The organism is Williamsia sp. Y721 (assembly GCF_059683565.1).
This window is the reverse complement of record NZ_JCASNH010000001.1, coordinates 1,879,997-1,905,713: the sequence shown is the minus strand read 5'-3', so window position 1 is coordinate 1,905,713 and position 25,717 is coordinate 1,879,997. Positions and strand designations below refer to the sequence as shown.

Here is a 25,717-nt window from a genome sequence, read left to right as displayed (position 1 = left end):
ACCGTCGACGTCGCCCTCATCAGGGGCGACGTCGACGACGACAGATCGGTGAAGCGTTGTCAGCCCCGCATCATGGCGCCGACAGTCAACGTGGCGTGAGCCAGCGCGGCGTCGCGACCTGCGGTGGCCTCGTCCTCGGTCAGGGTGCGGTCGTCGGCGCGGAAGCGCAGTGAGAACGTGAGGGACTTCTTGCCTTCACCCACCTGCTCGCCCGTGAAGACGTCGAACAGCGCGATGCTCTCGAGCAGTTCTCCCGCTCCGGCCTCCAATGCGACGCGGACGTCTTCGGCGGCCACATCGGCATCGACGACCACTGCGAGATCCTGCAGGACCGGCGGGTACGGCGAAATCCGCGGCGAGACAAGGTCATTGTTCACCGGGATGGCGTCGAGGTCGATCTCCAGGGCCAGTGAGCGCGGCGGAAGGTGCAGCTTCTCCAACAACGCCGGATGCAGCTCGCCCGCCCAGCCGACCACGGCGTCGTCGGCGAGGATCTCGCCGCAACGACCGGGATGCCAGGGCACCTGCGCGGCCGACCGCAGCTTCAGTTCGACACCGGCGGCCTGCCCGATGATCGCGACCGCATCGAATATGTCGGTGGTGTCGGCGACGCGTCCCTTGCCCCACGGCCCGGCCGGTTCACGCAGTCCGGTCAGCACAGCGGCAACGTGCAGCGGCTGCGCCGGAAGTGATTCGACCAGCTCGGCGATCTGCTCCGCAGTGGGCCGCCGGTCCACCGGCAGCGCATCGATCGGGCGGACGTTCTGTCCACCCAGGACCACCTGACCGATCGTGTACATCGACAGATCACGTTGTCCGCGAGCGATGTTGCGACCGACCATCTCGAGCAGTCCGGGCAGCAACGTGGTGTTCAGCTCGGGACGGTCGGCCTCGAGCGGATTGAGCACGGTGACCGTGGCCCGACGCGGATCGTCGGCGGGCAGATTCCAGAGGTCGAAGACACCGGCAGGCATGAACGGGTACGGCAACACCTCCACGTAACCCGACAGCGCCAGGCTGCGCCCGACACTGCGGCGACGCAGCTGCCGCTGGGTCAGGCCTCGTCCGCCGGGGGCTTTGGGGAGCACAACCGGAATGTTCTCGTAGCCCTCGAGACGCAGTACCTCTTCGACGAGATCGGCGCTCAGGCGCAGGTCCGGTCGCCAGCTCGGCGGGGTGACGGTGAGCACGTCGCCCGCAGCTTCCACAGAGCACCCCACCTGGACCAGGCGTCGCTGCGCGGTGCCGACCGGATAGTCGATGCCTGCGGTGTCCGATGGAGCCCGCTCCGACATCAACACGGTCGCCGCAGGGGCCACGGACCCGGCGTCTGTGTAGGTGGTATCGATTGTGCCACCGCAGATCTCGGCGAGCAGCGCCGCGGCGCGCAGCAGTGCGATGTCGGTGACCTTCGGGTCGACAACCCGCTCGAAACGCTTGCTGGCCTCGCTGGTGAGCCGATGCCGCTTGGCGGTCCGGAACACCGAGACCGGGTTGAACGTCGCCGATTCCAGCAACACATCGGTGCTCTGCGCGTTGATCTCGGTGGCGCCACCGCCCATGACACCGGCCAGGGCGATCGGGCCCGTGTTGTCGGTGATGACAACGTCTTCCGGATCGAGATCCCGCACCACATCGTCGAGCGTGGTCAGCTTCTCCCCCGCGTTCGCACGGCGCACCCGGATGTCACCGGAGAGCTTGGCGGCGTCGAAGGCGTGCAGCGGCTGGCCGAGTTCGAGCATCACGTAGTTGGTGATGTCCACTGCCGCGGAAATGGGTCGCACGCCGGACAGCATGAGCCGCTTGACCATCCACCACGGGCTCGGGGCGGACGGATCGATACCGCGCACCACCAGCGCGCAATACCGGGTGGCACCGGAGTCCGGATCGAGGTGCACAGTCGGGCCCGACTCGCCGGCCGTGGTCGGAAGCACCGGTGCCGTTGCCGGATCGGCGAACGGCAGGTCGAAGCTACAGGCCAGTTCGCGTGAGAGACCGCGCGCCGAGAACGCGTAGCCGCGGTCCGGGGTGACGTTGACGTCGATGATCGTGTCGTCGAGACCGAGCACCTCACGTGCGTCGGCACCGGGCGCCGCGGTCTCCGGCGGCAGCACCAGAATGCCACTGTGATCGTTGCCGACACCCAATTCGGTGACCGAGCAGATCATGCCGTCCGAGACCCTGCCGTACGTTGTGCGGGTCGCGATCGCGAAGCCCCCGGGCAAGACGCAGCCGGGCAGCGCCGCGACGATCAGGTCGCCTTCGGCGAAGTTCCTTGCACCGCAGACGATGTCGCGGTCCTTCTCTTCACCCACATCGACCTGGCAGAAGCGGATGGGCTTCTTGAACTCGGTGAGTTCTTCGATCTTGGTGACCCTGCCGATCACCAGCGGACCGGTGATCTCCGGCAATCCGGTGATGTCTTCGATCTCGAATCCGACACGAACAAAGGCCTCATCGATCTCGGCGGACGGCTTGGCCCATCCGGGAGTGCCCTGTTGCAGGATCTCTGTCAGCCACGACTGCGCTAATTGCACTGGAAACTCAGCTCTTTCGTTGGTTCTGCGTACTCAGGCGCCGGGACCGAAGGGCACCGTGAAGCGGATGTCACCCTCGACCATGTCGCGCATGTCGGGCAGGTCGTTGCGGAACTGCAGGGTTCGTTCCAGTCCCATGCCGAAAGCGAATCCCGAGTAGACCTCGGGGTCGATGCCACTGGCGCGCAGGACATTCGGATGGACCATGCCGCAGCCGCCCCATTCGACCCAGCCGGCGCCACCCTTCTTACCGGCGAACCAGACGTCCACCTCCGCCGAAGGTTCGGTGAACGGGAAGTAGCTCGGGCGCATCCGGGTGACCGTCTCGGGACCGAACAGCGCCTTGGCGAAGTGGTCGAGGGTGCCCCGCAGGTGTGCCATCGTCAGACCCTTGTCCACGGCAAGGCCCTCGACCTGATGGAACACCGGGGTGTGGGTCGCGTCGAGTTCATCGGTGCGGAAGGTGCGGCCCGGGCACGCGACGTAAATCGGCAATTCCCGCGACAACATGGCACGCACCTGCACCGGCGAGGTGTGTGTGCGCAGCACCTGACGTGACTCGGGCGGCGCGATGTAGAAGGTGTCCTGCATCGACCGGGCCGGATGATCCGGCAGGAAGTTCAGCGCATCGAAATTGAAATGCTCGGTCTCGACCTCGGGACCTTCGGCGATCTCCCAACCCATCCCGACGAACACGTCGGCGACCTGATCACCGATCACGGTGATCGGGTGACGGGCGCCAGGAGTCCGGCGAGCGGTCGGCAGGGTGACGTCGATGGTCTCGGCGACCAGCACGGCGGCATCGCGTTCGGCGGTCAGGACCGCAAGACGCTCGTCGTACGCCTTCTGCGCCTGTCCACGAGCAACATTGACGAGCTTCCCGGCCTGCGCCTTCTGCTCCTTCGGCAACGCGCCGAGTTCGCGGCGGGCCAATGCGATCGGCGACTTGTCACCGAGGTGCTCGGTCTTGGCAATTGCCAGCGCTGGCAGATCGACCGCGGCGGAAAATGCTGCGACGGCAGCGTCCACTGCGGTCGCCAATGTCTGGCTGTCGACGTCGGCCACGGCTGTGTTGACTCCCTTGAATATGACTTCTTAGAGCTGAAGTACGTCTGATGGAACTGGCTTGGCTCACCTGCGAGGGTAGTCGACCGCCGCAGTGGCATCGGCGCTGGCATAGAGGCAGATCGCGGCCGCGGCAGCCAGGTTGAGGCTCTCCGCGCGACCGTGGATCGGAATGGAGATCCGATGATCGGCCTGCGCCAAGATGTCGTCCGGCAGACCGTGTGCCTCGTTGCCGAACAACCACGCGGTCGGTCCGGCGAGCACGTCACCGGCGTCGGGCAGGCTCAACTCGGCATCCCCGGCGGTTGCACAGATGGCCACACCGGCCTGGCGTAGCGCGGCGAGGACCTCGTCGACACTCCGCTCGCGTGCGACCGGAATGTGGAACACGCTGCCTGCTGTGGACCGGACGCACTTGCCGTTGTGCGGATCGACACTGTCGCCGGCGAGGATGACGCCGTCGGCGCCCATCGCATCGGCGGTCCGGATGAGGGTGCCCGCATTGCCAGGATCGGTCATCTCGACCGGCACCGCGAGCAGTCGCGGTGTGGCGCTCAGCACCTCTGACATCGGCACGTCGACCAGGTCGCAGACCACAAATAACCCGGTACTGGTGATGGTTTCGGCGAGCTTGTCGGCTGCCCCCGAGGAGATGGGCACGACCTCGATGCCACCGGCCTGCGCCTTGTGCACCAGATCGGCGTACCGGTCGAGGGCTTCGTCGGTCGCCAACAGAATCTGTGCGCGACGCGATGCGACGGCCGCGTCGACGGCATTGAATCCCTCAGCGAGGAAGCTGCCCGCTTTACGCCGCGCCGCGGAACGGTGCAGCTTTGCATATGAAACAACCCGCGCCGAACGTTCGGTGAGAACGTCCGGCGCGGGGATGTTTATCTCGCTGCCGATCAGGCTGCGGGGGCGTTGACGTCAGCAGGCAGTGCCTGCTTGGCAACAGCGACCAGACCGGTGAATGCCTCGGGATCGCTCACGGCGATCTCGGCGAGGATCTTGCGGTCGACCTCGACACCAGCGATCTTCAGACCCTGGATGAAGCGGTTGTAGGTGATGTCATTGGCCCGCGCCGCAGCGTTGATACGCGCGATCCACAGCTTGCGGAACTCACCCTTGCGAGCGCGACGGTCGCGGTAGGCGTAAGTCAGCGAGTGCAGCTGCTGCTCTTTGGCCTTGCGGTAGAGACGCGAACGCTGTCCGCGGTAGCCCTTGGAAGCTTCCAGGGTTGAACGACGCTTCTTCTGGGCGTTTACCGCCCTTTTTACGCGTGCCATTGTTGATTTACCTCTTAGAATGTGGCAGCCGGGAACCGGCAGCGGGTGGTCTGGTGGGGAGCGTTAGATCTTCAGCAGGCGCTTGATGCGGGGCGCATCGTTCTCAGAAACGACGACGGTGCCATCGAGACGACGGGTCTGCTTGGAGGGCTTGTGCTCCATCAGGTGGCGACGGCCCGCACGCTGACGGACGATCTTGCCGCTACCGGTCACCTTGAAACGCTTAGCGGTTCCCTTGTGGGTTTTGGTCTTGGGCATGGGAATGCCTTTCTCTTCGTAACGCCTGTGGAGAGGGTCAGCTCTCAGGGTTGGCGGCCGGAGCCGGTCCTGAATCTGCCGCAGGCTTGGTGGGTGCACTCTGCTGGGGTTGCGCTTGCGCTTTTGGAGCTTGTGCTTGTGCTTGTGCTTGTGCCTTGGTCTTGGCGCCCTTGTGCGGGGCCAGGACCATCGTCATGTTGCGGCCATCCTGCTTGGCGGAGGTCTCGACGAACCCGTACTCGCCTACGTCGGAGCCCAAACGCTGCAGCAGTCGGTAACCGAGTTCGGGGCGCGACTGCTCGCGTCCACGGAACATGATCGTCACCTTGACCTTCGACCCGGCTTCGAGGAAGCGGATGACGTGACCTTTTTTGGTCTCGTAATCGTGGTCGTCGATCTTGGGGCGGAGCTTCTGCTCCTTGATGACGGTCATCTGCTGGTTGCGACGCGATTCGCGCTGCTTCTGTGCCGCCTCGTATTTGAACTTGCCGTAGTCCATGATCTTGCAGACCGGCGGACGCGCATTCGGGGCTACCTCGACCAGGTCGAGATCGGCCTCGATAGCCAAGCGCAGGGCATCTTCCACGCGGACAATGCCTACCTGCTCCGAGTTGGGGCCGACAAGACGGACCTCGGGTACTCGGATGCGCTCATTGATACGAGTCTCAGTGCTGATGGGGCCTCCTCATTTGTGTCCGCGTACGTAGGTGGTTCCTCGTGGCAGACGTTTTCGTCTCAGGTTGGACCGCGGTAGCAACTGGTGAAACAGATCCTCAGCGAAAAGGCCCCGGATCGATGATGATCATCGACGGGGCCCACACCGACCGGTACATGTCACCTATCGCATCCCAGCGATCACAGCCTCCAACGCGAAGACCCCCGGAGATTATTCCGCTTTCGCGGCATCTCCGGCGACAAAACCGGACCGTTCAACCGTACGATTGCTTCTTACGAAGACATCGACGTCGAGCGGTGGGAGTGTGAACTCCACTTGCAACCCCGGCGTGAACCAGGGCGGTCGTAGGTGAAAGTCTAACAGCCATGACGGAAAACCTGAATTCCGAGCCCGACGTGCGCGACCTGGCCGAGATCCCGGCCATCGAAGTGATCACCCGAGCCGCAGTCATGCTGATGAGCGCTGCGGCCGAAAAACTCGGCTTGTCCGAGCAAGATCCGTCGACGAGCCCGTACCTCGACCTCGATGAAGCCCGCAAACTGATCACCGCCCTGGCCGGGCTCATAGAGTCGTCGGTCGCCGACCTGGGCATCCACGCCTCCGCACTTCGCGATGGCCTCAAGAGCCTGCAACTCGCGTTCCGGGAGGCCAGCTCGCATCCCGACGAACCCGGTAAGGGTCCCGGCGAGAAACAGACCGGCCCCGTCTCCGAGTAGCCCGCCCCCGATAGTGTGCCCTTTTGGCCGCGCCCACCTGGGGTTTTGTTCGCCAAAAGGGCACATTTTCGGGTGTGCCAGGGGTTAGTGGTCAGTGGGTGACGGCGCCGACCGAGGCCGAACGCACAAGCTTTGCGTACTTGGAGAGCACGCCCCGCTGATACTTGTGGTCGAGCGGTTGCCAGTCTTGTTTACGCGACTCGATCTCGTCGTCGTCGACGAGGAGGTCGAGGGTGCGGCCGGCGATATCGACCCGGATGCGGTCACCGTCACGGATGAAGGCAACCGGTCCCCCGTCGGATGCCTCCGGCGCGATGTGCCCGATGCAGAGCCCGGTGGTGCCGCCGGAGAACCGTCCGTCGGTGAGCAACAACACATCCTTACCCAGGCCGGCACCCTTGATCGCGCCGGTGATCGCCAGCATCTCCCGCATCCCGGGTCCACCTTTGGGACCCTCGTACCGGATCACCACCACGTCGCCCGCCTGGATCACTCCATCGGCCAATGCGGCCAACGCACTCTGTTCCCGTTCGAAGACCCGCGCCGGGCCCTCGAAGGTGTCGGCGTCGAAGCCGGCCGACTTGACCACGGCCCCCTCCGGCGCCAACGAGCCGTGCAGGATGGTGATGCCGCCGGTCTTGTGGATCGGATTGTCCAGTGCCCGAATGACCTTCCCGTCGAGCGGGCCGATCTCCATTGCCTCGAGGTTCTCGGCCAAGGTCTTGCCGGTGACGGTGAGGGCATCGCCGTTGAGCAGGTCGGCATCCAGGAGCGCCTTCATGATGACCGGGATACCGCCGTGCCGGTCGAAGTCGTTCATCACGTACCGGCCGAACGGCTTGAGGTCACCCAGGTGGGGCGTGCGGTCGCCGATGCGGTTGAAGTCGTCGAGGTGCAGATCGACCTCGGCCTCGCTGGCGATGGCGAGCAGGTGCAGCACCGCGTTGGTCGAACCGCCGAGGGCCATGGTGACGGTGATCGCGTTCTCGAGTGCGGGTTTGGTGATGATGTCGCGGGTGGTGATCCCGAGCCGCAGCAGGTTGACCACCGCCTCCCCCGAACGATGGGCAAAGGCGTCCCGCCGTCGATCTGCGGCCGGTGGCGCGGCTGAACCCGGCAGGCTCATCCCCAGGGCTTCGGCGATCGACGCCATGGTGTTGGCGGTGTACATGCCACCGCAGGCCCCCTCACCCGGACAGATGGCCCGCTCGATCCGGCCCAGGTCCTCCTCGGACATCTTGCCCGCCCGGCAGGCCCCGACCGCTTCGAAGGCGTCGATCAGGGTGACATCTCGCTCGGTGCCGTCGGCCAGTTTGACCCAGCCCGGCGCGATGGTGCCCGCGTAGAGGAACACCGACGCCAGGTCGAGTCGGGCCGCCGCCATCAACATGCCGGGCAGCGACTTGTCGCAACCGGCCAGCAGGACCGAGCCGTCGAGGCGTTCGGCCGACATCACGGTCTCGACCGAATCGGCGATCACCTCACGCGAGACCAAAGAGAAATGCATACCCTCGTGGCCCATCGAGATGCCGTCGGAAACCGAGATGGTGCCGAACTCCAGCGGGTATCCGCCACCGGCGTGCACACCCTCCTTGCTGGCCTGGGCCAGCCGGTCGAGCGACAGGTTGCAGGGGGTGATCTCGTTCCACGAACTACCGATGCCGATCTGGGGCTTATCCCAGTCCTCATCACCCATCCCGACCGCACGAAGCATCCCGCGACTTGGAGCCGCACTGATCCCGTCCGTGACGGTGCGGCTACGGGGCTTCATGTCGACCATTGGAACTCCTTGGTGTTGTCGTCGGCCGGCGAGGATCTCGCCTGACCCGATCAGTCGTTCCGCACTCAGCCTGCGGTGACCGCTTTCTTACGTCCAGTCTGCTTGGCCGCCGCCTTCCGCGGGGCTGCTTTACGCGCAGGCGTCGGCGCTGCGGCACTCGTCGGCTTCAAGATCTCGGCGAGGAACTTGCCCGTATGACTCAGCGGCTCGGCCGCGACATCTTCGGGTGTTCCCTCGACGACCACGGTGCCACCACCCGACCCGCCTTCCGGACCCATGTCGATGACCCAGTCGGCGGTCTTGATGACGTCGAGGTTGTGTTCGATGACGATCACCGAGTTGCCCTTGTCGACGAGACCGTTGATCACATGGATCAACTTGCGGATGTCCTCGAAGTGCAGACCGGTGGTGGGCTCGTCGAGGATGTAGGCGGTGCGCCCGGTCGACCGTTTCTGCAGTTCAGCCGCCAGCTTCACGCGTTGCGCTTCACCACCGGACAGTGTTGTCGCCGGCTGCCCGAGCCGGACATAGCCCAACCCGACCTCGTTGAGGGTCTTGAGGTACCGATGGATCGAGGTGATCGGCTCGAAGAACTCCGCAGCCACCTCGATGGGCATGTCGAGTACCTCGGAGATGGTCTTGCCCTTGTAGTGCACCTCGAGGGTTTCGCGGTTGTACCGCGCACCGTGACAAACCTCGCACGGCACGTAGACGTCGGGCAGGAAGTTCATCTCGATCTTGATCGTGCCCTCGCCCGAGCAGGCCTCGCAGCGGCCACCCTTGACGTTGAACGAGAACCGTCCCGGCTGGTAGCCACGGACCTTGGCTTCGGTGGTCGCGGCGAACAGCGTGCGGATCTTGTCGAACACACCGGTGTAGGTGGCCGGGTTGGATCGCGGGGTCCGGCCGATCGGCGACTGATCGACGCGGACCAGCTTGTCGAGGTTGTCCATCCCGTTGATGCGGGTGTGCCTGCCGGGGACCTGACGCGCACCGTTGAGCTTGTTGGCCATCACCGTGGCCAGGATGTCGTTGACCAGAGTCGACTTACCAGACCCCGAGACACCGGTGACCGCGGTGAGAACACCCAGCGGGAACACGACATCGATGCCCTGGAGGTTGTGCTCCCGGGCCCCGACAACGGTCAACTGCCGTTTCCGGTCGATCGGTCGCCTGGTCTCCGGGACCTCCAGCCTCGAACGCCCCGAAAGGTACGCGCCCGTGATGGATTCCTCGTTCTTCAGCAGGTCTTTGTAGCTGCCGCTGTGGACAACCCGACCGCCGTGTTCACCGGCGTGGGGGCCGATGTCGACGATCCAGTCCGCAGAACGGATGGTGTCCTCGTCATGCTCGACCACGATCAGGGTGTTGCCCAGGTCGCGCAGCCTGGTGAGGGTGTCGATGAGGCGCCGGTTGTCACGCTGATGCAGACCGATGGACGGTTCGTCCAGAACGTAGAGGACACCGGCCAGGCCGGAACCGATCTGGGTCGCCAGCCGGATGCGCTGCGCCTCACCGCCGGACAGTGAACCCGCTGCGCGGGAGAGCGACAGATACTCCAGGCCCACGTCCAACAGGAAGCGGATGCGTGACTGCACCTCTTTGAGGACCTGGCCGGCGATGGCCTCCTCACGCTTTCCGAGTTTGAGGTCGGAGAGGTAGTCGGCGCATTCGGCGACCGACAAGGCGCAGACCTCGGCGATCGACTTCTCACCGAACCGCTTGTGGTCGAGGGTGACCGCCAAGATCTCCGGACGCAGACGGGCGCCGTTACAGGTGGGGCACGGGATGTCCCGCATGTAGCCCTCGTACCGGTCTTTCATCTGCTCGGACTCGGTCTGTTCCATCCGGCGATGCAGGAACGACATCACACCTTCGAACTCGGTGTAATACGAGCGGGTGCGGCCGTAGCGGTTACGGAACTGCACGTGAACCTGATGTTCACTGCCGTTGAGGATCGCCCGGCGGGCCTTGACCGGCAGCTTTTTCCACGGAGTATCGGTGTCGAAACCCATGGCGTCGCCGAGTCCGGACAACAACCGCAGGAAGTAGTCGGCGTTGTGGCCACCCGCCCACGGCGCGATGGCACCCTCGGCAAGCGTCAGATCGGCATCCGGGACGACCAGTTCCTCGTCTACCTCTTTACGGATACCGAGGCCATCGCAATCGGGGCAGGCACCGTAGGGCGAGTTGAACGAGAACGAGCGGGGCTCGAGATCGTCGATCGCGATGGGGTGACCGTTGGGGCAGGCCATCCGCTCGGAGAACCGGCGCTCACGATCCGGATCGTTTTCTTCCAGATCGACGAAGTCGAGAACGATCACACCGTCGGCCAAACCGAGCGCGGTCTCCACCGAATCGGTGAGTCGCTGTTTGGCCGAGGCCTTCACCGCAAGCCGGTCGACGACCACCTCGATGTCGTGCTTCTCCTGCTTCTTGAGCTTCGGAGGATCAGCCAGCTGATGGACCACACCGTCGATACGTGCGCGCGAGAAACCCTGCGTCTGCAACGTGCCGAACAGATCGACGAACTCACCTTTGCGGGTCCGGACCACCGGCGCGAGCACCTGGAACCGGATGCCCTCTTCCATCGCCAGCACCTGGTCGACGATCTGCTGCGGGGTCTGCTTCTCGATGGCCGCCCCGCACTCGGGGCAATGTGCTTTGCCTGCGCGCGCATACAACAGACGGAGGTAGTCGTAGACCTCGGTGATGGTGCCGACCGTCGACCGCGGGTTGCGGTTGGTCGACTTCTGGTCGATCGAGACCGCCGGAGACAGACCCTCGATGAAGTCGACGTCGGGCTTGTCCATCTGTCCGAGGAACTGCCGGGCGTATGCCGAGAGCGATTCGACGTATCGGCGCTGGCCCTCGGCGAAGATCGTGTCGAAGGCCAGGCTCGACTTCCCGGAGCCCGAAAGCCCGGTGAAAACGATCAAACTGTCGCGCGGGAGATCCACGTCGACGCCGCGAAGATTGTGTTCGCGGGCTCCGCGCACGATGAGTCGATCAACCACTGTGGTCCTTTTCGGGTTCAAATTAGTTCAAATCAGTACTGTGCCGACCATCACTGATCAGCTGTTGGGCGTGCGCCAGAGGCGTACCCGGCAATGCTAGAGGCACCTACTGACAAGATACCGGCGGCAACAGAGCCTGCCAGCCGATCGCATTGCTCGCAGCACCCCGTCAAACCTTCTGACCTGCGAAAACCTTCACCACCCAGAGTGTGAGCAAAGCAACGATCACAAACGGCAACCACACCGCCGCCATACCTATTCCGCGGTAGGCGCCGGCACCGGCAAACGCGCCGACGGCCATCGCCGACCACATCAGGAAACTCCGGACCCACCCCCATCGCGGGCCACCGAACGCCGCATCGACCAGCCGCTGCGCCGCTTTCACCAGGGTGCCGGTCATATAGGTCAACCCCACCGAGACCACCCCCGATTTCTCGAACACCGAGTTGAGCGTGCCCATCGCGACCGCGACGACCATCAACGACACGTATCCCGACCACACTGCAGCGATCACCGCAGACACCCCGAGAAGTGTTGTCACCGAACACAACACCGCGATTCGGCCGTGCACCGCGGCAGTGAGGCGCCGAACAATCGAACCCACCATGACCCCGACCACGAACAATCCGATGATCAGCAGGCAACGCAACCCCGCACTCGTCATGCCCTCGACAAACGACGTCGACATCTGCGTCGTGTTGCCGCTCATGAATGAGATGAAGTAGCCGCCGAGATGGATGAACGCCACCGCGTCCAGAAAACCTGCCACCCCGGTCAATGCAGTGGCCAGTGCCAGTTCACTGCGATCGATCGTGTTCAAGGCCGCACCGTCACAATCCACAACACCCGGCCGAGTCCGGGCAATGGGCTCAATTATGCGTCACCGGCCGGGTACAGCCGGGCTGATGGAAAGCCGGTGGCGGCTACTCATCTGAGTCGCCCGCGGCACCATCGGCACAGATTCGGGGGCAGGCGACCCCCAAACCCTCATCCGGACGGTTAGGGTTGTTCCCATGAGTGCAGCGGCCCCGATTTCCGACAACTACACCGGCGACTTCAGCAATTCGGATGTGCCACAACGCAAAACCACACCGAATGCGACGATCCTCAAATTGTCCGTCGGCCCGATGGACAACAACGTTTACGTCATCACCTGCCGTGAAACCGGCAAGGGTCTGTTGATCGACGCCGCCAACGACGCCGATGTCCTGATCGACCTGATCAAGGCACACGGCCACATCGAATCGATCTTCACCACCCACTGGCATCCCGACCACTGGATCGCACTCGAAGAGGTGGTCAAGGCAACCGGCCTGCCCACCGCGGCGGGCCGGATCGATGCCCCACCGATCCAGGTGGCCACCGATCGGCTCGTCGATGAGGGCGACGTCATCGAGGTCGGCAACCTGAAGCTGGGGACCATCCACGTCAAAGGCCACACCGATGGTTCCATCGCCCTGTTCTTCGACGACGACGTCACCCACCTGTTCACCGGCGACTGTCTGTTCCCCGGCGGTGTCGGCAAATCGCAGACACCGGAAGACTTCGAGTCGCTGATCAGCGACGTCAAGACGAAGCTGTTCGACCGATTCGACGACAGCACGGTGGTCTATCCCGGTCACGGACTCGACACCAACCTGGGTGCCGAGCGCCCCCATCTCGACGAATGGCGTGAGCGAGGCTGGTAGAAGTTCGCTCCGCGGGGTACCCACCCAACGTCTATAGGCTCAACAGAGTCCATTAGCCCAGAAGTTCGACAAGCAGATTCGACTTAGAACAGTGTCTTTGAGGAGGCCCTTCATGCTGATTCGCCGAATTGCCCGTCCCATGCTCGCCGCAGCGTTCATCGCCACCGGGGTCGAGGTGATCCGACGGCCGGAAGTACTGGCCGAGGCTGCGCAGCCCTACGTCGACAAGGCAAAGGTCGCGCTGCCGCCAGCAGCCGCCGACCTGATCCCGGCCGACACGCAGATTCTCGTCCGCGTCAACGGCGCCATTCACATCGTCGGCGGCCTGGCCCTGGCCACCGGAAAGTTCCCGCGGCTGGCGGCACTGTCGCTGGCGGGGGTTGTGGTCCCGACCACATTGGCCGGCCACGACTTCTGGAACGAAACCGACCCACACGAGCGCGCCGAACAGCAGGCGCACTTCATCCAGAACGTCGGTCTGCTCGGCGGACTGCTGCTCGCGACGGTCGACACCGAGGGCAAGCCGTCGCTCGCTTGGCGCGGACGCAAGGCCGCCGCCGTCGCCGGCGGCAAGGTGGCCGCCGCGCTGCCCTCCGGTTCATCCGGTTCGGCGACAACCGAGGTACTCACCGACAAGGCCACGCATCTCGCCGGGGTGGTCTCCGAGCGCAGCGGAGAGCTGGCCGAGGTCGCAGCGGATCGAGGTGGCAAGTTCGCCGATGTGGCTTCCGAGCGCGCATCCGAACTCGCGCGCAAGGCATCGGAAAAGGCGGCAACATTCGCTGACGTGGCGGTCGAACGTGGGTCCGAGTTCTCGGATGTCGCGGCCAAGCGCGGAGCGGTCCTCGCGGGAATCGCTGCCGAGCGGGCCTCCGAGTTCGCCGACGTCGCGTCGAAGAGGGGCGAACATCTGGCGGAACTGACTTCTGATCGGGCTGCCACGCTCTCCAAGGCTGCCGCCAAGAAGCAGGCCAAGCTGGGCAAGCAGGCAGGCAAGAAGCACGCGAAGTTCGCCAAGCTCGCCGCAAAAGAGCAGGCCAAGTTCGCGAAGAAGGCCGCCAAGAACAGTTCGACCGCCAAAGATCTTGCGGCCGAGCGAGGCGCGGAGCTCGCGGATTCGGCGGCGAAGGCCTGGGCGTCGACCAACGGCTACGCCGGGCACTACCTGAACACGGTGCGCGACAGGACCCCCGAGTTGGTCGAGTACGTGCGTGAGCATGGCTCCGAGGTTGCCGCGCGCACCGCCGACGAAAGCGCCAAGCTCTCGGCCCTTGCACGTGAGCAGGCCAAGAAGGCACAGAAGAGAGCAGAAAAAGCTCTCTAGTTGAATCCCGGTGGGTGCGCGGGCCTCAGCCCAGAACCGCACGGGCCGCTGCCCGCGCACCTACCGGATCTGACGTCTGCGAGACCGCTGCCGCGGCGCGGCGGCAGTCATCGAGGCTGACCGTCCCGAGCTTCGCGCCGACCCCGGCCACCGCCGAGGCCGCCGCCGACAACGATGTGACGCCCAGCCCGACAAGCACACAGGCCAACAGCGGATCCGCCGCCGCCTCACCACAGACACCGACCGGTTTACCCGCCGCCGCGCCGGCCGCCGCCGTCCGCGCAACCAGGGAGAGCACCGCCGGCTGCCACGGATCGGTCAACCCGGCTAGATCAGCAGACATCCGATCAGCGGCCATCGTGTACTGGGCCAGGTCGTTGGTTCCGATGGACAGGAAATCGACGTGCTCGAGAACTCGTTCGGCCAGTAGAGCCGCCGCCGGTACCTCGATCATCACGCCGGGCACCAGCCCGCGTTCGCGCACCTTTTCGGCAAACCACTTGGCCTCGGCCGGGGTGGCGATCATCGGTGCCATCACCCAGGGCGCCCGCAGGCCCTCGGCCGCGGCCGCCACCCCGTCGAGCTGACGCTCGAGCAATCCGTTGTCCAGCGCGGCCATTCGAATACCACGGACACCCAGCGCGGGATTCGCCTCATCAGGATGAGCGGCGAAGCGCAGCGGCTTGTCCGATCCGGCATCAAGGGTTCGCAGGACCACCTTGGAGTCGGGGAACGCCTCGATCACCTCGCGGTAGATCGCCGCCTGCTCGTCGACCGTCGGTTCCTGTTCCCGATCAAGGAAGCAGAGTTCGGTACGGAACAATCCGACTCCCCCGGCCGCACTCCTGGCAGCAACCCGCGCGCCTGCGCCGTCCTGGACGTTGGCGAGCACATCCACGCGATGTCCATCCGAGGTCGCACCGGGACCTGTCCAGCCGGCAGTGCGCTCGGCGATCAACTTGTACGCGGCAACGGCCTGTGCCGCGACCTCCTCATCCGGTGACACGGTCAGTTCACCGGCGCTTCCGTCGATCAGCACCGGCGTTCCGGCCGCCACGGTCTCGAGTCCGGAAACAGCTACCACGCAAGGGATCCCGAGCTGTCGGGCGATGATCGCGGTGTGGCTGGTCGGTCCGCCCAGTGATGTGGCGAGCCCGACGATCAGCGTCGGGTCAAGTCCTGCGGTGTCGGCCGGTGCGAGGTCTTCGGCCAGGAGCACCGAGGGCACCTCCGGCACCGGGACACCGGGTTCGGGCAGGCCGAGCAACTCGGCCAGCACCCGATCGCGGACGTCGTTGAGATCGGTCACCCGTTCGGCCATCAACCCGCCGAGTTTGGTGAACATGTCCGCGAACTGAGCGGTCGCGGCAACGGCCGCGGCGGCGGCCGAACTACCGGCTGTGATCAGATCTTCTGCCGCACCCAGCCACCCGCGATCGGTTGCCATCGCAGCGTTGGCCGCGAGCACCTCCGAGGCCGATCCGGTCGACATCGCGGCGCGGTCCGAAAGACGCTTCGCCACCGCGGTGGTCGCCTGACCGAAGGCCTGGATCTCTGCCTCACGACCCGCGGCGGGCACGGGATCTGTGTTGATCACCGGTTCCACACGAGGTCCGGGTACAACGGCCGGCCCGAGGACCACCCCTGGCACCACCGGAGTACCCCGCAGAACCTGACGCGGACTCTCCACCTGCGATGACATATTCATGCGACCTCCTGAGACCGATTCCTTCACGTCGCTTGACTGGACATTTCCAACATAGCGATGTGATCTAGATTACAGAAAACTCTTGACAAGACAATACGTTCGGGCATAAAACAACATAAAGCAACATTTCAAACCACATGCTTGCACATTGCGGCGGGCCACACGGAGGACGGGATGTACCCAGAGGAACGGCAGCAGGCGATGGCATCGGTCATCGCGCAGAACGGTCGCATGTCAGTCGCAGACCTCGCCGAGCTGTACGCCGTGACGACCGAAACCGTCCGTCGCGATCTGGCCGCACTGGACCGGCTCGGACTGATCCGGCGGGTACACGGCGGCGCGGTCCCGGCATCGGCCCTGACCGCCATCGAACTCGGCACCACCGAGCGCGAAAACAGCCACGCAGACGAGAAGGAACGCATCGGGAAGGCCGCCCTCGACCACTTACCGCCTGCAGGCGGCAGTGTGCTGATCGATGCCGGGACCACCGCCGCACGAGTGGCCGCATACCTGCCCACCGACCAGGATCTGGTTGTCGTCACCAACTCCCTTCCGGTTGCCATGCGGGTCAGCGGCCTCGGCGGCTTGCGCCTGCATCTGCTCGGCGGACGCGTCCGCGGCATCACCCAGGCAGTCGTCGGTGACGATGCCCTACGCACACTGTCCACGATGCGAGTTGACGTCGCGGTGGTCGGGACCAACGGCATCACCGTGCGCCACGGTCTGTCCACGCCCGATAGCGACGAAGCGGCCGTCAAGCGGGCCATGGTCGCATCCGCGCACCAGGTTGTGGTCGTCGCGGACTCATCGAAGGTCGGTCGGGAAGACCTGATCAGCTTCGCGCCGATCGACCGCGTCGATGTGCTGATCACCGACACCGCGATCTCGGACGCCGCCCGTGCCGAGTTCGTCGATGCCGGCATCGAAGTGGTGACGGCATGATCATCACGCTGACCGCCAATCCCAGCATCGACCGCACCGTGACGCTGGCCGAACCACTGCGGCGCGGCGCCGTACACCGTGCCACCACCTCGACCTCACATCCGGGCGGCAAAGGCGTCAACGTCGCCCGCGTGATCACTTCCGCCGGAAAACGTGCCGTAGCAGTCCTTCCCGGAAACCAGAACGAACCACTCCTCGTGGCATTGACCGAAGCCGGCATCGAGCACCGTGCGATCGGGCATCCCGGTGCGGCGCGCGTGAATCTCACCGTCACCGAACCGGACGGCACCACGACCAAGATCAATGAACCCGGCGCCGCACTGCTTCCCGAACACCTCGACGCCCTGGCAGCCTGCCTGTCCGAGCTCTCGACGTCGGCCGACTGGGTGGTCTTGTCGGGTTCGCTGCCACCGGGCGTCCCGGATCGCTGGTACGCAGAACTGGTGGCAACGCTCCGCACAGCCGGGAGCTCGGTCCGGATCGCCGTCGACACCTCTGACGGCCCACTGCGAGCACTCGCGGCCGAATTCTCCACTGCTGCACCCCATCTGATCAAGCCCAACGCCGAAGAACTGGGCCAGATCGTCGGCACGGACGGTCTCGAACTCGAACGTGCCGCCGAAGAGGGTGACCCCTACCCGACCGCCCGCGCAGCCCGATCGCTGATCGAGCGCGGCGGCCCGCAGACCGTGCTCGCCACTCTGGGCGCCGCGGGCGCGGTCCTGGTCACATCGACGGGCGCCTGGCACGCCACCACACCTCCGATCGCGCCGCTCAGCACGGTCGGTGCCGGCGATTCGTCGCTGGCCGGATATCTACTCGCTGATCTGGAAAACGCCGGACCAGCTGACCGCCTCGTCATGGCGGTCGCGTACGGCAGTGCCGCTGCCGCCCTACCGGGCACGGCACTTCCGAGTCCCAGTCACATCAACCCGGACGCGGTGACCGTCACCGCGCTGACCTCGATCCTCGGCAGCTCCTGATGGCTGCAATCGATCTGGTCACCAGCGCTGCGCACCCTCACGATCGCGCATCTCGAACCTAGGAATCCGTCATGTCGAACCCGACAGTCCACACCGGCCCCACGCCGGCGATCATCACCCCAGAACTGATCACCCTCGATGCCGGACTCGGCGCCACCAAAGAGGCGGTCATCGAGGCCCTGGCCGGCAAGCTCGCCGCCGCCGGGCGCACCACCGACGTCGACAGCCTGCGCGACGCTGCGCTGGCCCGTGAATCACAATCGGCCACCGGGCTTCCCGGTGGGATCGCGATCCCGCACTGCCGGGACGAATCAGTCGTCACGGCGTCCCTCGGATTTGCCAGACTCGACCCGAAGGTCGACTTCGGTGCCCCCGATGGCCCGGCCGATCTGGTGTTCCTCATCGCGGCACCGGCCGGCGCCGGCTCCGAACACATGAAACTGCTCACCTCGCTGGCCCGGGCGTTGGTCAGGCCGGAGTTCGTGTCATCACTCCGGTCGGCTGCCGGTCCCGACGACGTGGTCGCGCTCGTCGACGATGTCCTGCATCCGGCACCCGCGGCCGCACCGGCTGCTTCCGCACCGGCTGCTTCCGCGCCGCCGGCCACTGCCCCGGCCGCAGCCCCCGACAAGGCCGGTGCCGCGAAGTCGAGTACCGAGAAGTCGCCGGCGGCACCCGCGGGCGACACCGGTCCGGCCGGATCCGAGCGGACCATCGTCGCGGTCACCGCCTGTCCCACCGGAATCGCGCACACCTACATGGCTGCCGATTCACTGGTGGCGGCAGGCAAGCGCGCCGGCGTCGAGGTGCTCGTCGAGACCCAGGGTTCGAGCGGTAGCACTCCGCTGTCGCCCGAGGCGATCGCCTCGGCAGACGCGGTGATCTTCGCAACCGATGTCGGGGTGAAGGGCAAGGAACGATTCGCAGGTAAGCCGGTGGTTGCCTCAGGCGTCAAGCGTGCGATCAACGAACCGGACACGATGATCACCGAGGCGTTGCGCGCGGGCGAAGATCCCAACGCGGCCAGAGTCGCAGGCTCCACGACCGGCGACACCGAACAATCCGGCTCCGGAGGCGGCGACGTCGGTTGGGGTACGCGATTGCGTCAGATCCTGCTGACCGGCGTGAGCTACATGATCCCGTTCGTCGCCGCCGGCGGACTGCTCATCGCGCTCGGATTCTTGTTCGCAGGCTATGAGATCACGGACACCGCAGCGGACATCACCCTCGACAACTCACTGACCTCGCTGCCCGACGGCGGTCTGATGACCTATATCGGCGCAGTCCTTTACCAACTCGGCTCCCTGGCCTTCAGCTTCCTGGTGCCCGCACTGGCCGGCTACATAGCGTTCGCCATCGCCGACCGGCCGGGCCTGGCTCCCGGTTTCACCGCGGGCGCGGTGGCCGTATTCGTCGGAGCCGGGTTCATCGGCGGTCTCGTCGGCGGATTGATCGCCGGCTTTGCCGCCCTCTACATCGGCCGGATACCCGTTCCGCAATGGGCACGCGGCCTGATGCCGGTGGTGATCATCCCGCTGTTCGCCTCGCTGGTTGTCGGCCTGTTGATGTTCATCGTGCTCGGCAAACCACTGGCCTCGATCACCGAGGGATTGACCGACTGGCTCAACAGCCTGTCCGGTTCGTCCGCCATCCTGCTCGGCGTCATCCTCGGACTGATGATGTGCTTCGACCTCGGCGGACCCGTCAACAAGGCCGCCTATGCGTTCGCCGTGGCCGGACTCTCGGTCACCGACGACGCCTCACTGCGGATCATGGCCGCGGTCATGGCGGCCGGAATGGTGCCGCCGCTGGCGATGGCACTTGCCTCGACCGTCCGTCCCGGGCTCTTCACCGAGGCCGAACGGGAGAACGGCAAGGCCGCCTGGCTACTGGGTGCCTCGTTCATCTCCGAAGGCGCCATCCCATTTGCGGCGGCCGACCCACTGCGGGTGATTCCGTCGATGATGGCCGGTGGCGCCGTGACCGGAGGTTTGATCATGGCCTTCGACGTCACCCTGAGCGCTCCCCACGGTGGCATCTTCGTCTCGTTCGCCATCGGTGGGATCGCCTGGTTCTTCATTGCACTTGCCGCCGGAACCATCGTCTCGGCGGTGTGCGTCGTCGCTGCCAAACAATTCATCCGTTCCCGCAAGGCAGCGCCCGACGAGGCAAAGGTTCTCAGCGCGGCCTGACCGATATCACCCCTGATCAGCATCAACCGAAAAACAACAAGGAGAAATCATGCCAAGTAACACCGTTGCTGTTGGATCGTCCATCGGCCTGCATGCCCGCCCCGCAGCCACGATCGCCGAGGCCGTTGCCGCCGCCGGCGTCCCGGTGACACTTTCGGTGGCCGGTGGTGAGCCGGTGGACGCCGGTTCGGCGTTGCTGATCATGACGCTCGGCGCCACCGTGGGCACCGAGGTCACCGTCACCTGCGAAGACCAGGCAACCCTCGACAAGGTCACCCAACTCGTCGCGTCGGATCTCGACGCCTGAAGGACCGCGAGTACTGCCTGCTAGCAGGCCGCATCCCCACCTTCACGCGGTGGGCCGGGAACGTTTACCCGGCCCACCGCGTTATTCTTTAGCACTATTTTTGTGCGCGAACGGCGCGGTCGAATGCCCAGTTCGACAAGGTGCTGCAGCAAACCGAGGAGGACTGTGTTCGAGGCCGAACAACACCATCTGGATCGCGTATACGGCCGTCTGGACCGGATGCGCCGCAATACCCAGACGCGGTTGGCATCTGCTCTGCGCGACACCGGCGGCACTCCGCAGGCACGTTCCGAACGCGAATCCTATGAGCGTCTGTACAACGACGATCTGACGAAGTTCGATGCCGCCGAACACAATCTTTATTTCGGCCGCCTCGACCTCGAGAGCGGTGAGGTTCGCCGGATCGGTCGTATCGGCATCCTCGACGACGACGAGCAGGACAGCACACTCCTGCTCGATTGGCGCGCACCGCTGAGCCGTCCGTTCTATCTCGCGACGCCGGCCTCACCGGAAGACGTCCAGGTACGCAGTCACGTCCGTACCCGCAACCGCAAGATCACCGCGATCAACAAAGAGCGCCTCGACGTCACCGAGATCGCCGATGCCGACAACACCGGCCACGGCGATGTGGTGAACGAGACAGCGCTGATCACCGCACTCAATGCCGCCCGCACCGGGCACATGAACGACATCGTCGAAACCATCCAGCGCGAGCAGGACGTCATCATCCGGTCGCCGCACCGTGGAGTGCTGGTGGTCCAGGGCGGCCCGGGGACCGGCAAGACCGCGGTCGCGCTTCACCGCGCCGCATACCTGCTGTACACGTACCGCGAAACCCTCGCGCGCAGTGGTGTTCTCATCATCGGGCCCAACACCACCTTCCTGAAGTACATCGGACAGGTGCTCCCCTCGCTCGGCGAGAGCGGTGTGCTCCTCTCGACCATCGGCGACCTCTATCCGGGCGTGCGGGCCACCGTCACCGACAATCCGGTGGCATCGACCCGCAAGGGCGATCTGGCCATCGTCGAGGTCCTCAAACAAGCGGTCCGGGACCGGCAAGAGCTCCCCACGTCGCCGATCATCCGCAAGTTCGAGGGCTATGAGGTCGCGATCACCAGCAAGGTGATCCAGCGCGCCCGCGGTCGGGCCCGGTCATCGAGGCGTCCGCACAACCATGCTCGATCGGTGTTCCTGCGCTCGGCGTTCGATACCCTTGCTCAGCAACATGCCGAACGCATCGGCTCCAGCGTGGTCGACGGTTCACAGTTGTTGAGCGGCACCGACATCGCGGACATTCGTGACGAGATGCGCGAAGACCCGGACATCAATGCCGCACTGGCGCATTTCTGGCCACAACTTTCTCCGCAAGTGGTGTTGGCCGATCTGCTGACCTCGCCCGAGCGGATCAAGTCCGCGACGCCCGGCTGGTCGCAAGCCGACCGCGACGCACTCCTGCGTACCGAGCGGGGCGGTTTCAGCGCCGCCGACGCGCCGTTGCTCGACGAACTGGCCGAGATCATCGGCATAGACGACAACGACGATGAAGAACGCGAACGCGCCCAGTGGCGCCAGAAGCTCTCGGATGCACAGGATGCACTCGACATCCTGACCGGTTCGGCACCACAGGATCTCGAGGACGAACTCGATCCGGAGATCCTGATGGCGTATGACCTGATCGACGCCGAACAACTCGCCGCGCGCCAGACCAATCGGGTGGCTTTGACCACAGCCGAACGCGCCTACAACGACCGGACGTGGACGTTCGGCCACGTGATCGTCGACGAGGCCCAGGAGCTGTCGGCGATGGCGTGGCGAATGATCATGCGCCGCATCCCGAATCGCTGGATGACCGTCATCGGGGATACCGCGCAGACCGGCGATCCGGCCGGGACGAACTCGTGGGGCGAAGTCCTCACGCCGTATGTCGCGCAGCGGTGGCGCAAGTTCGACCTGACGGTCAACTACCGCACGCCCAGCGAGATCATGGCGGTCGCAGCCCCGATTCTCGAACAGATCGACAGCAAGATGTCGGCACCCACCTCGATCAGGTCGAGCGGGCGGCCACCGGTGTTCGAACACACATCGGCCGAGAAGCTCGGCGCGGTTGCCGGTCGGCTCGCCACCGAACCTCTCGACGGTATCGCCGCGATCATCGCCCCGGATGATCTGATCGACGAGATCCGCAGTGCCACCGAGAATCTCGAGGGCATCCAAGACCTGTCCGTCCTCACGGTCGCACAGTGCAAGGGCCTGGAATTCGACCGTACGATCGTGATCGAGCCGTCCATGATCGTGCATCAATCATCGCGCGGATGGGGCGACCTGTATGTCGCGCTCACCCGGGCAACCCAGCAACTGGCAATTGTGCACAGCGCCGAGCTGCCCGAGCCTCTGCGGCAGTCCGCTCAGACCGTGTGAACGATCAGGACGTCGCACCTCGACTTGCGGGCGACGTCCGCCGGAACTGATCCCAGCAACCGGCCTGCGATCGAGTTGAGGCCCTTGTTGCCGACCACGAGCAGGTCGGCCTTGGAGTCCAGCACCAGGTTCAGGAGCGCGTCCACCGGCGAGCCGACGACGGGGCGGGTGGCGATGTTGACGCCACCTGCCGCGGCGGCCCGCTCCTTGGCGGACCGAAGGATTTCCTCGGTCGGCGCAGACCCGTGCACCTGGTAAGCCTCGTCCTTGAGCACATCCGATGCTGCAGAGAAGTCCTTGTCGTCAGTCGGGAAATACGCACAGGCAATGATCAACTTTGCCGAGTCCCCACTGATCGCCCCCGCTCGTTCCACAGCCTTCATCGACGATTCAGATCCATCGGTTCCCACTACGACGGTCTGGTATGCGCTCATTCATTCCTCCAATAAACGTGCTTGCATATGGATACGCTCCACGGCGATGCCTTCCGAGAAGGGGGCGTTGCCTTCCGGAAGGGTATATCGATACCTGCGGCCAACATTTGGGTATCCACCGAAGCGGACACCACCATGCCCACTGACCTGCGACAACACTTGCTGTCACTCACGTCACATGTATCTGCAGGAGATCGGTCAGGAGATACCTGCGGCGTCCATGCCGCGCAATTCTTTCTTCAGATCGGCAATTTCGTCACGCAGGCGACCCGCGAGTTCGAACTGGAGATCGCGGGCAGCATTCATCATCTGATCGGTGAGCGCTCCGATGAGATCGGCAAGTTCGGCGCGTGGCATCGCAGACACGTCCCGACCTTCGAGAACACCTGACGAGGTCGAGGCCCGGCCCGGTTCACCCTGTGCGCGCCGTCCACGACTGGCATTTCGGCCGGAACCGCCGACTGCGACCGAGTCCTCGGCTTCCTCGTACACCTGGTCGAGGATGTCGGCGATCTTCTTACGCAACGGTTTTGGATCGACGCCCATCTTCTTGTTGTAGGCGACCTGCTTCTCACGCCGACGGTCTGTCTCATCGATGGCGTTGCGCATCGAGTCGGTGATCTTGTCGGCGTACATGTGCACTTCACCGGAGACGTTTCGGGCCGCACGGCCGATCGTCTGGATGAGGCTGGTGGTACTCCGCAGGAACCCCTCTTTGTCGGCGTCGAGAATCGCAACCAACGACACCTCGGGCAGGTCCAAACCCTCACGGAGAAGGTTGATTCCGACGAGCACGTCGTAGTCACCGAGCCGCAACTGCCGCAGGAGTTCGACGCGGCGCAGCGTGTCGACCTCTGAGTGCAGGTAACGAACCCGGATACCCATCTCCAGCAGGTAGTCGGTGAGGTCTTCCGACATCTTCTTGGTCAGGGTGGTGACCAGAACCCGCTCGTCCTTCTTGGTGCGTTCCCGGATCTCGTGGATCAGGTCATCGATCTGTCCCTTGGTGGGTTTGACCACCACTTGCGGGTCGACCAGGCCGGTGGGCCGGATCACCTGCTCGACGAACTCACCGTTCGACTGCCCCAATTCGTACGGCCCGGGTGTTGCCGACAGGTAGACCGTCTGACCGATGCGATCGGTGAACTCGCTCCAGGTCAGCGGACGGTTGTCGACGGCTGACGGCAACCGGAACCCGAAGTCGACCAGATTGCGCTTACGCGACATGTCACCCTCGTACATCGCACCGATCTGCGGCACCGTGACATGCGACTCGTCGATGACCAGCAAGAAGTCTTCGGGGAAATAGTCGATCAGCGTGGCGGGCGCAGTTCCGGCACCGCGGCCGTCGATATGCCGCGAATAGTTCTCGATGCCGGAGCAGAACCCGACCTGCCGCATCATTTCGACGTCGTAGTTGGTCCGCATCCGCAGCCGCTGGGCCTCGAGCAGTTTGCCCTTGCCCTCCAGCTCGGCGAGCCGTTCTTCCAGTTCGGCCTCGATGGACGCGATGGCCCGCTCCATCCGGTCGGGTCCGGCCACGTAGTGGGTGGCCGGGAAGATGCGCAGGCCCTTGACCTCTCGGACGACGTCTCCGGTCAACGGATGCAGGTAGTACAGCGCCTCGATCTCGTCGCCGAAGAACTCGATGCGGATCGCCAGCTCCTCATAGGAGGGGATGATCTCGACGGTGTCGCCGCGCACCCGGAAGCTGCCTCGGGTGAAGCTGACATCGTTGCGGCTGTACTGGACATCGACGAGCAGTCGCAGCAGCGCGTCACGGTCGACCTCCTGTCCGACGTCGAGTTGCACCGAACGATCGAGGTAGGACTGCGGTGTACCGAGGCCGTAGATGCACGACACGGACGCCACCACGACCACGTCGCGGCGCGACAGCAGGTTGGACGTCGCCGAGTGGCGGAGCCTCTCGACGTCGTCGTTGATCGACGAGTCCTTCTCGATGTAGGTATCTGTCTGCGCGATGTACGCCTCGGGCTGGTAGTAGTCGTAGTACGACACGAAGTACTCGACGGCGTTGTTGGGCAACATGTCACGGAGCTCGTTGGCCAACTGGGCGGCGAGGGTCTTGTTTGGCGCCATCACCAGGGTCGGCCGCTGGACCTTCTCGATCAGCCACGCGGTGGTCGCCGATTTACCGGTACCGGTGGCACCGAGCAGCACGATGTCTTTCTCACCTTTGGACAGGCGTTGCTCGAGCTGCTTGATCGCCGCCGGCTGATCACCGGCGGGCGAGTGGTCGCTGACCACCTCAAAGGTGGCTTCCGAACGTTCGATCTCCCCGACCGGGCGGAATTCCGAGTGCGCAATGATCGGATGTTCTGCTGCAAAGGCCATGCCATCAGAGTAAACGCGACCTCTGACACGG

20 protein-coding genes are annotated in these 25,717 nt (G+C 64.7%); 8 read left to right on the top strand and 12 right to left on the bottom strand.

Annotated features, from left to right (window positions below):
• Positions 1 to 59 precede the first annotated feature (59 nt).
• The 6 genes from pheT to infC form a co-directional block, all read right to left on the bottom strand.
• On the bottom strand, positions 60 to 2,537 hold the full coding sequence (gene pheT, locus AC56PL_RS08485) for a phenylalanine--tRNA ligase subunit beta (RefSeq protein WP_497153521.1): 2,478 nt from the start codon (positions 2,535 to 2,537) through the stop codon (positions 60 to 62).
• Positions 2,538 to 2,570: 33 nt separating this feature from the next.
• Positions 2,571 to 3,602, bottom strand: coding sequence for a phenylalanine--tRNA ligase subunit alpha (gene pheS / locus AC56PL_RS08480; protein WP_495515902.1), 1,032 nt, complete (start codon positions 3,600 to 3,602; stop codon positions 2,571 to 2,573).
• 66 nt (positions 3,603 to 3,668) lie between these two features.
• A complete protein-coding gene (locus AC56PL_RS08475) occupies positions 3,669 to 4,490 on the bottom strand; it encodes a TrmH family RNA methyltransferase (RefSeq protein ID WP_497153596.1) in 822 nt (273 codons plus the stop codon).
• A 17-nt stretch (positions 4,491 to 4,507) separates the two neighbouring features.
• Entirely contained in the window at positions 4,508 to 4,888 is a 381-nt protein-coding gene (gene rplT, locus AC56PL_RS08470) for a 50S ribosomal protein L20 (RefSeq protein ID WP_214242162.1), read from the bottom strand.
• A 63-nt stretch (positions 4,889 to 4,951) separates the two neighbouring features.
• Complete coding sequence (gene rpmI / locus AC56PL_RS08465) at positions 4,952 to 5,146, bottom strand: 50S ribosomal protein L35 (protein WP_495515901.1); 195 nt, start codon at positions 5,144 to 5,146, stop codon at positions 4,952 to 4,954.
• 37 nt (positions 5,147 to 5,183) lie between these two features.
• Positions 5,184 to 5,822, bottom strand: coding sequence for a translation initiation factor IF-3 (infC, locus tag AC56PL_RS08460; protein ID WP_482141948.1), 639 nt, complete (start codon positions 5,820 to 5,822; stop codon positions 5,184 to 5,186).
• A 365-nt stretch (positions 5,823 to 6,187) separates the two neighbouring features.
• On the opposite strand from infC, the gene AC56PL_RS08455 reads away from it, so the two are divergent.
• Positions 6,188 to 6,538 carry a DUF1844 domain-containing protein gene (locus AC56PL_RS08455; RefSeq protein WP_497153520.1) on the top strand — a complete coding sequence of 117 codons (351 nt, stop codon included), beginning with the start codon at positions 6,188 to 6,190 and terminating at the stop codon, positions 6,536 to 6,538.
• Between the two features lie 91 nt (positions 6,539 to 6,629).
• Here the strand turns inward: AC56PL_RS08455 and ilvD are convergent, their stop codons facing one another.
• The 3 genes from ilvD to AC56PL_RS08440 form a co-directional block, all read right to left on the bottom strand.
• Positions 6,630 to 8,318, bottom strand: a complete 1,689-nt coding sequence (gene ilvD / locus AC56PL_RS08450; protein ID WP_497153519.1) for a dihydroxy-acid dehydratase — start codon at positions 8,316 to 8,318, stop codon at positions 6,630 to 6,632.
• A gap of 65 nt (positions 8,319 to 8,383) precedes the next feature.
• Positions 8,384 to 11,335, bottom strand: a complete 2,952-nt coding sequence (gene uvrA / locus AC56PL_RS08445) for an excinuclease ABC subunit UvrA (protein WP_497153518.1) — start codon at positions 11,333 to 11,335, stop codon at positions 8,384 to 8,386.
• Positions 11,336 to 11,504: 169 nt separating this feature from the next.
• The gene (locus AC56PL_RS08440) at positions 11,505 to 12,155 is read right to left on the bottom strand and encodes a YoaK family protein (protein WP_497153517.1); all 651 of its coding nucleotides are present in this window, start codon (positions 12,153 to 12,155) and stop codon (positions 11,505 to 11,507) included.
• 193 nt (positions 12,156 to 12,348) lie between these two features.
• Between AC56PL_RS08440 and AC56PL_RS08435 the strand changes: the two genes are divergently transcribed.
• Together AC56PL_RS08435 and AC56PL_RS08430 are read left to right on the top strand one after the other, a co-directional pair.
• A complete protein-coding gene (locus tag AC56PL_RS08435; RefSeq protein WP_497153516.1) occupies positions 12,349 to 13,023 on the top strand; it encodes an MBL fold metallo-hydrolase in 675 nt (224 codons plus the stop codon).
• Between the two features lie 112 nt (positions 13,024 to 13,135).
• Positions 13,136 to 14,347 (top strand): DoxX family membrane protein, encoded by a 1,212-nt coding sequence (locus AC56PL_RS08430; RefSeq protein WP_495515896.1) that lies wholly within the window; start codon positions 13,136 to 13,138, stop codon positions 14,345 to 14,347.
• A 25-nt stretch (positions 14,348 to 14,372) separates the two neighbouring features.
• On the opposite strand, the gene AC56PL_RS08425 is transcribed toward AC56PL_RS08430, so the two are convergent.
• A complete protein-coding gene (locus AC56PL_RS08425; RefSeq protein ID WP_495516090.1) occupies positions 14,373 to 16,049 on the bottom strand; it encodes a putative PEP-binding protein in 1,677 nt (558 codons plus the stop codon).
• A gap of 180 nt (positions 16,050 to 16,229) precedes the next feature.
• Here AC56PL_RS08425 and AC56PL_RS08420 point away from each other — a divergent pair, with 180 nt between their 5' ends.
• From AC56PL_RS08420 to AC56PL_RS08400, 5 genes are all read left to right on the top strand, one after another.
• Positions 16,230 to 16,997 carry a DeoR family transcriptional regulator gene (locus AC56PL_RS08420; RefSeq protein ID WP_495515895.1) on the top strand — a complete coding sequence of 256 codons (768 nt, stop codon included), beginning with the start codon at positions 16,230 to 16,232 and terminating at the stop codon, positions 16,995 to 16,997.
• A complete protein-coding gene (locus AC56PL_RS08415) occupies positions 16,994 to 17,980 on the top strand; it encodes a 1-phosphofructokinase family hexose kinase (RefSeq protein WP_497153515.1) in 987 nt (328 codons plus the stop codon). Before AC56PL_RS08420 ends, AC56PL_RS08415 begins: the two co-directional genes overlap by 4 nt.
• Positions 17,981 to 18,051: 71 nt before the next feature.
• The gene (locus AC56PL_RS08410; protein ID WP_497153514.1) at positions 18,052 to 20,172 is read left to right on the top strand and encodes a PTS fructose transporter subunit IIABC; all 2,121 of its coding nucleotides are present in this window, start codon (positions 18,052 to 18,054) and stop codon (positions 20,170 to 20,172) included.
• A 49-nt stretch (positions 20,173 to 20,221) separates the two neighbouring features.
• The gene (locus AC56PL_RS08405) at positions 20,222 to 20,479 is read left to right on the top strand and encodes an HPr family phosphocarrier protein (protein WP_495515892.1); all 258 of its coding nucleotides are present in this window, start codon (positions 20,222 to 20,224) and stop codon (positions 20,477 to 20,479) included.
• 123 nt (positions 20,480 to 20,602) lie between these two features.
• The gene (locus AC56PL_RS08400; protein WP_497153513.1) at positions 20,603 to 22,897 is read left to right on the top strand and encodes a HelD family protein; all 2,295 of its coding nucleotides are present in this window, start codon (positions 20,603 to 20,605) and stop codon (positions 22,895 to 22,897) included.
• Here AC56PL_RS08400 and AC56PL_RS08395 read toward each other — a convergent pair.
• Together AC56PL_RS08395 and uvrB are read right to left on the bottom strand one after the other, a co-directional pair.
• Positions 22,885 to 23,331 (bottom strand): universal stress protein, encoded by a 447-nt coding sequence (locus AC56PL_RS08395; protein WP_495515890.1) that lies wholly within the window; start codon positions 23,329 to 23,331, stop codon positions 22,885 to 22,887. The two genes, AC56PL_RS08400 and AC56PL_RS08395, sit on opposite strands and share 13 nt — an antisense overlap.
• 198 nt (positions 23,332 to 23,529) lie before the next feature.
• Entirely contained in the window at positions 23,530 to 25,686 is a 2,157-nt protein-coding gene (gene uvrB, locus AC56PL_RS08390; RefSeq protein ID WP_495515889.1) for an excinuclease ABC subunit UvrB, read from the bottom strand.
• Positions 25,687 to 25,717 lie beyond the last annotated feature (31 nt).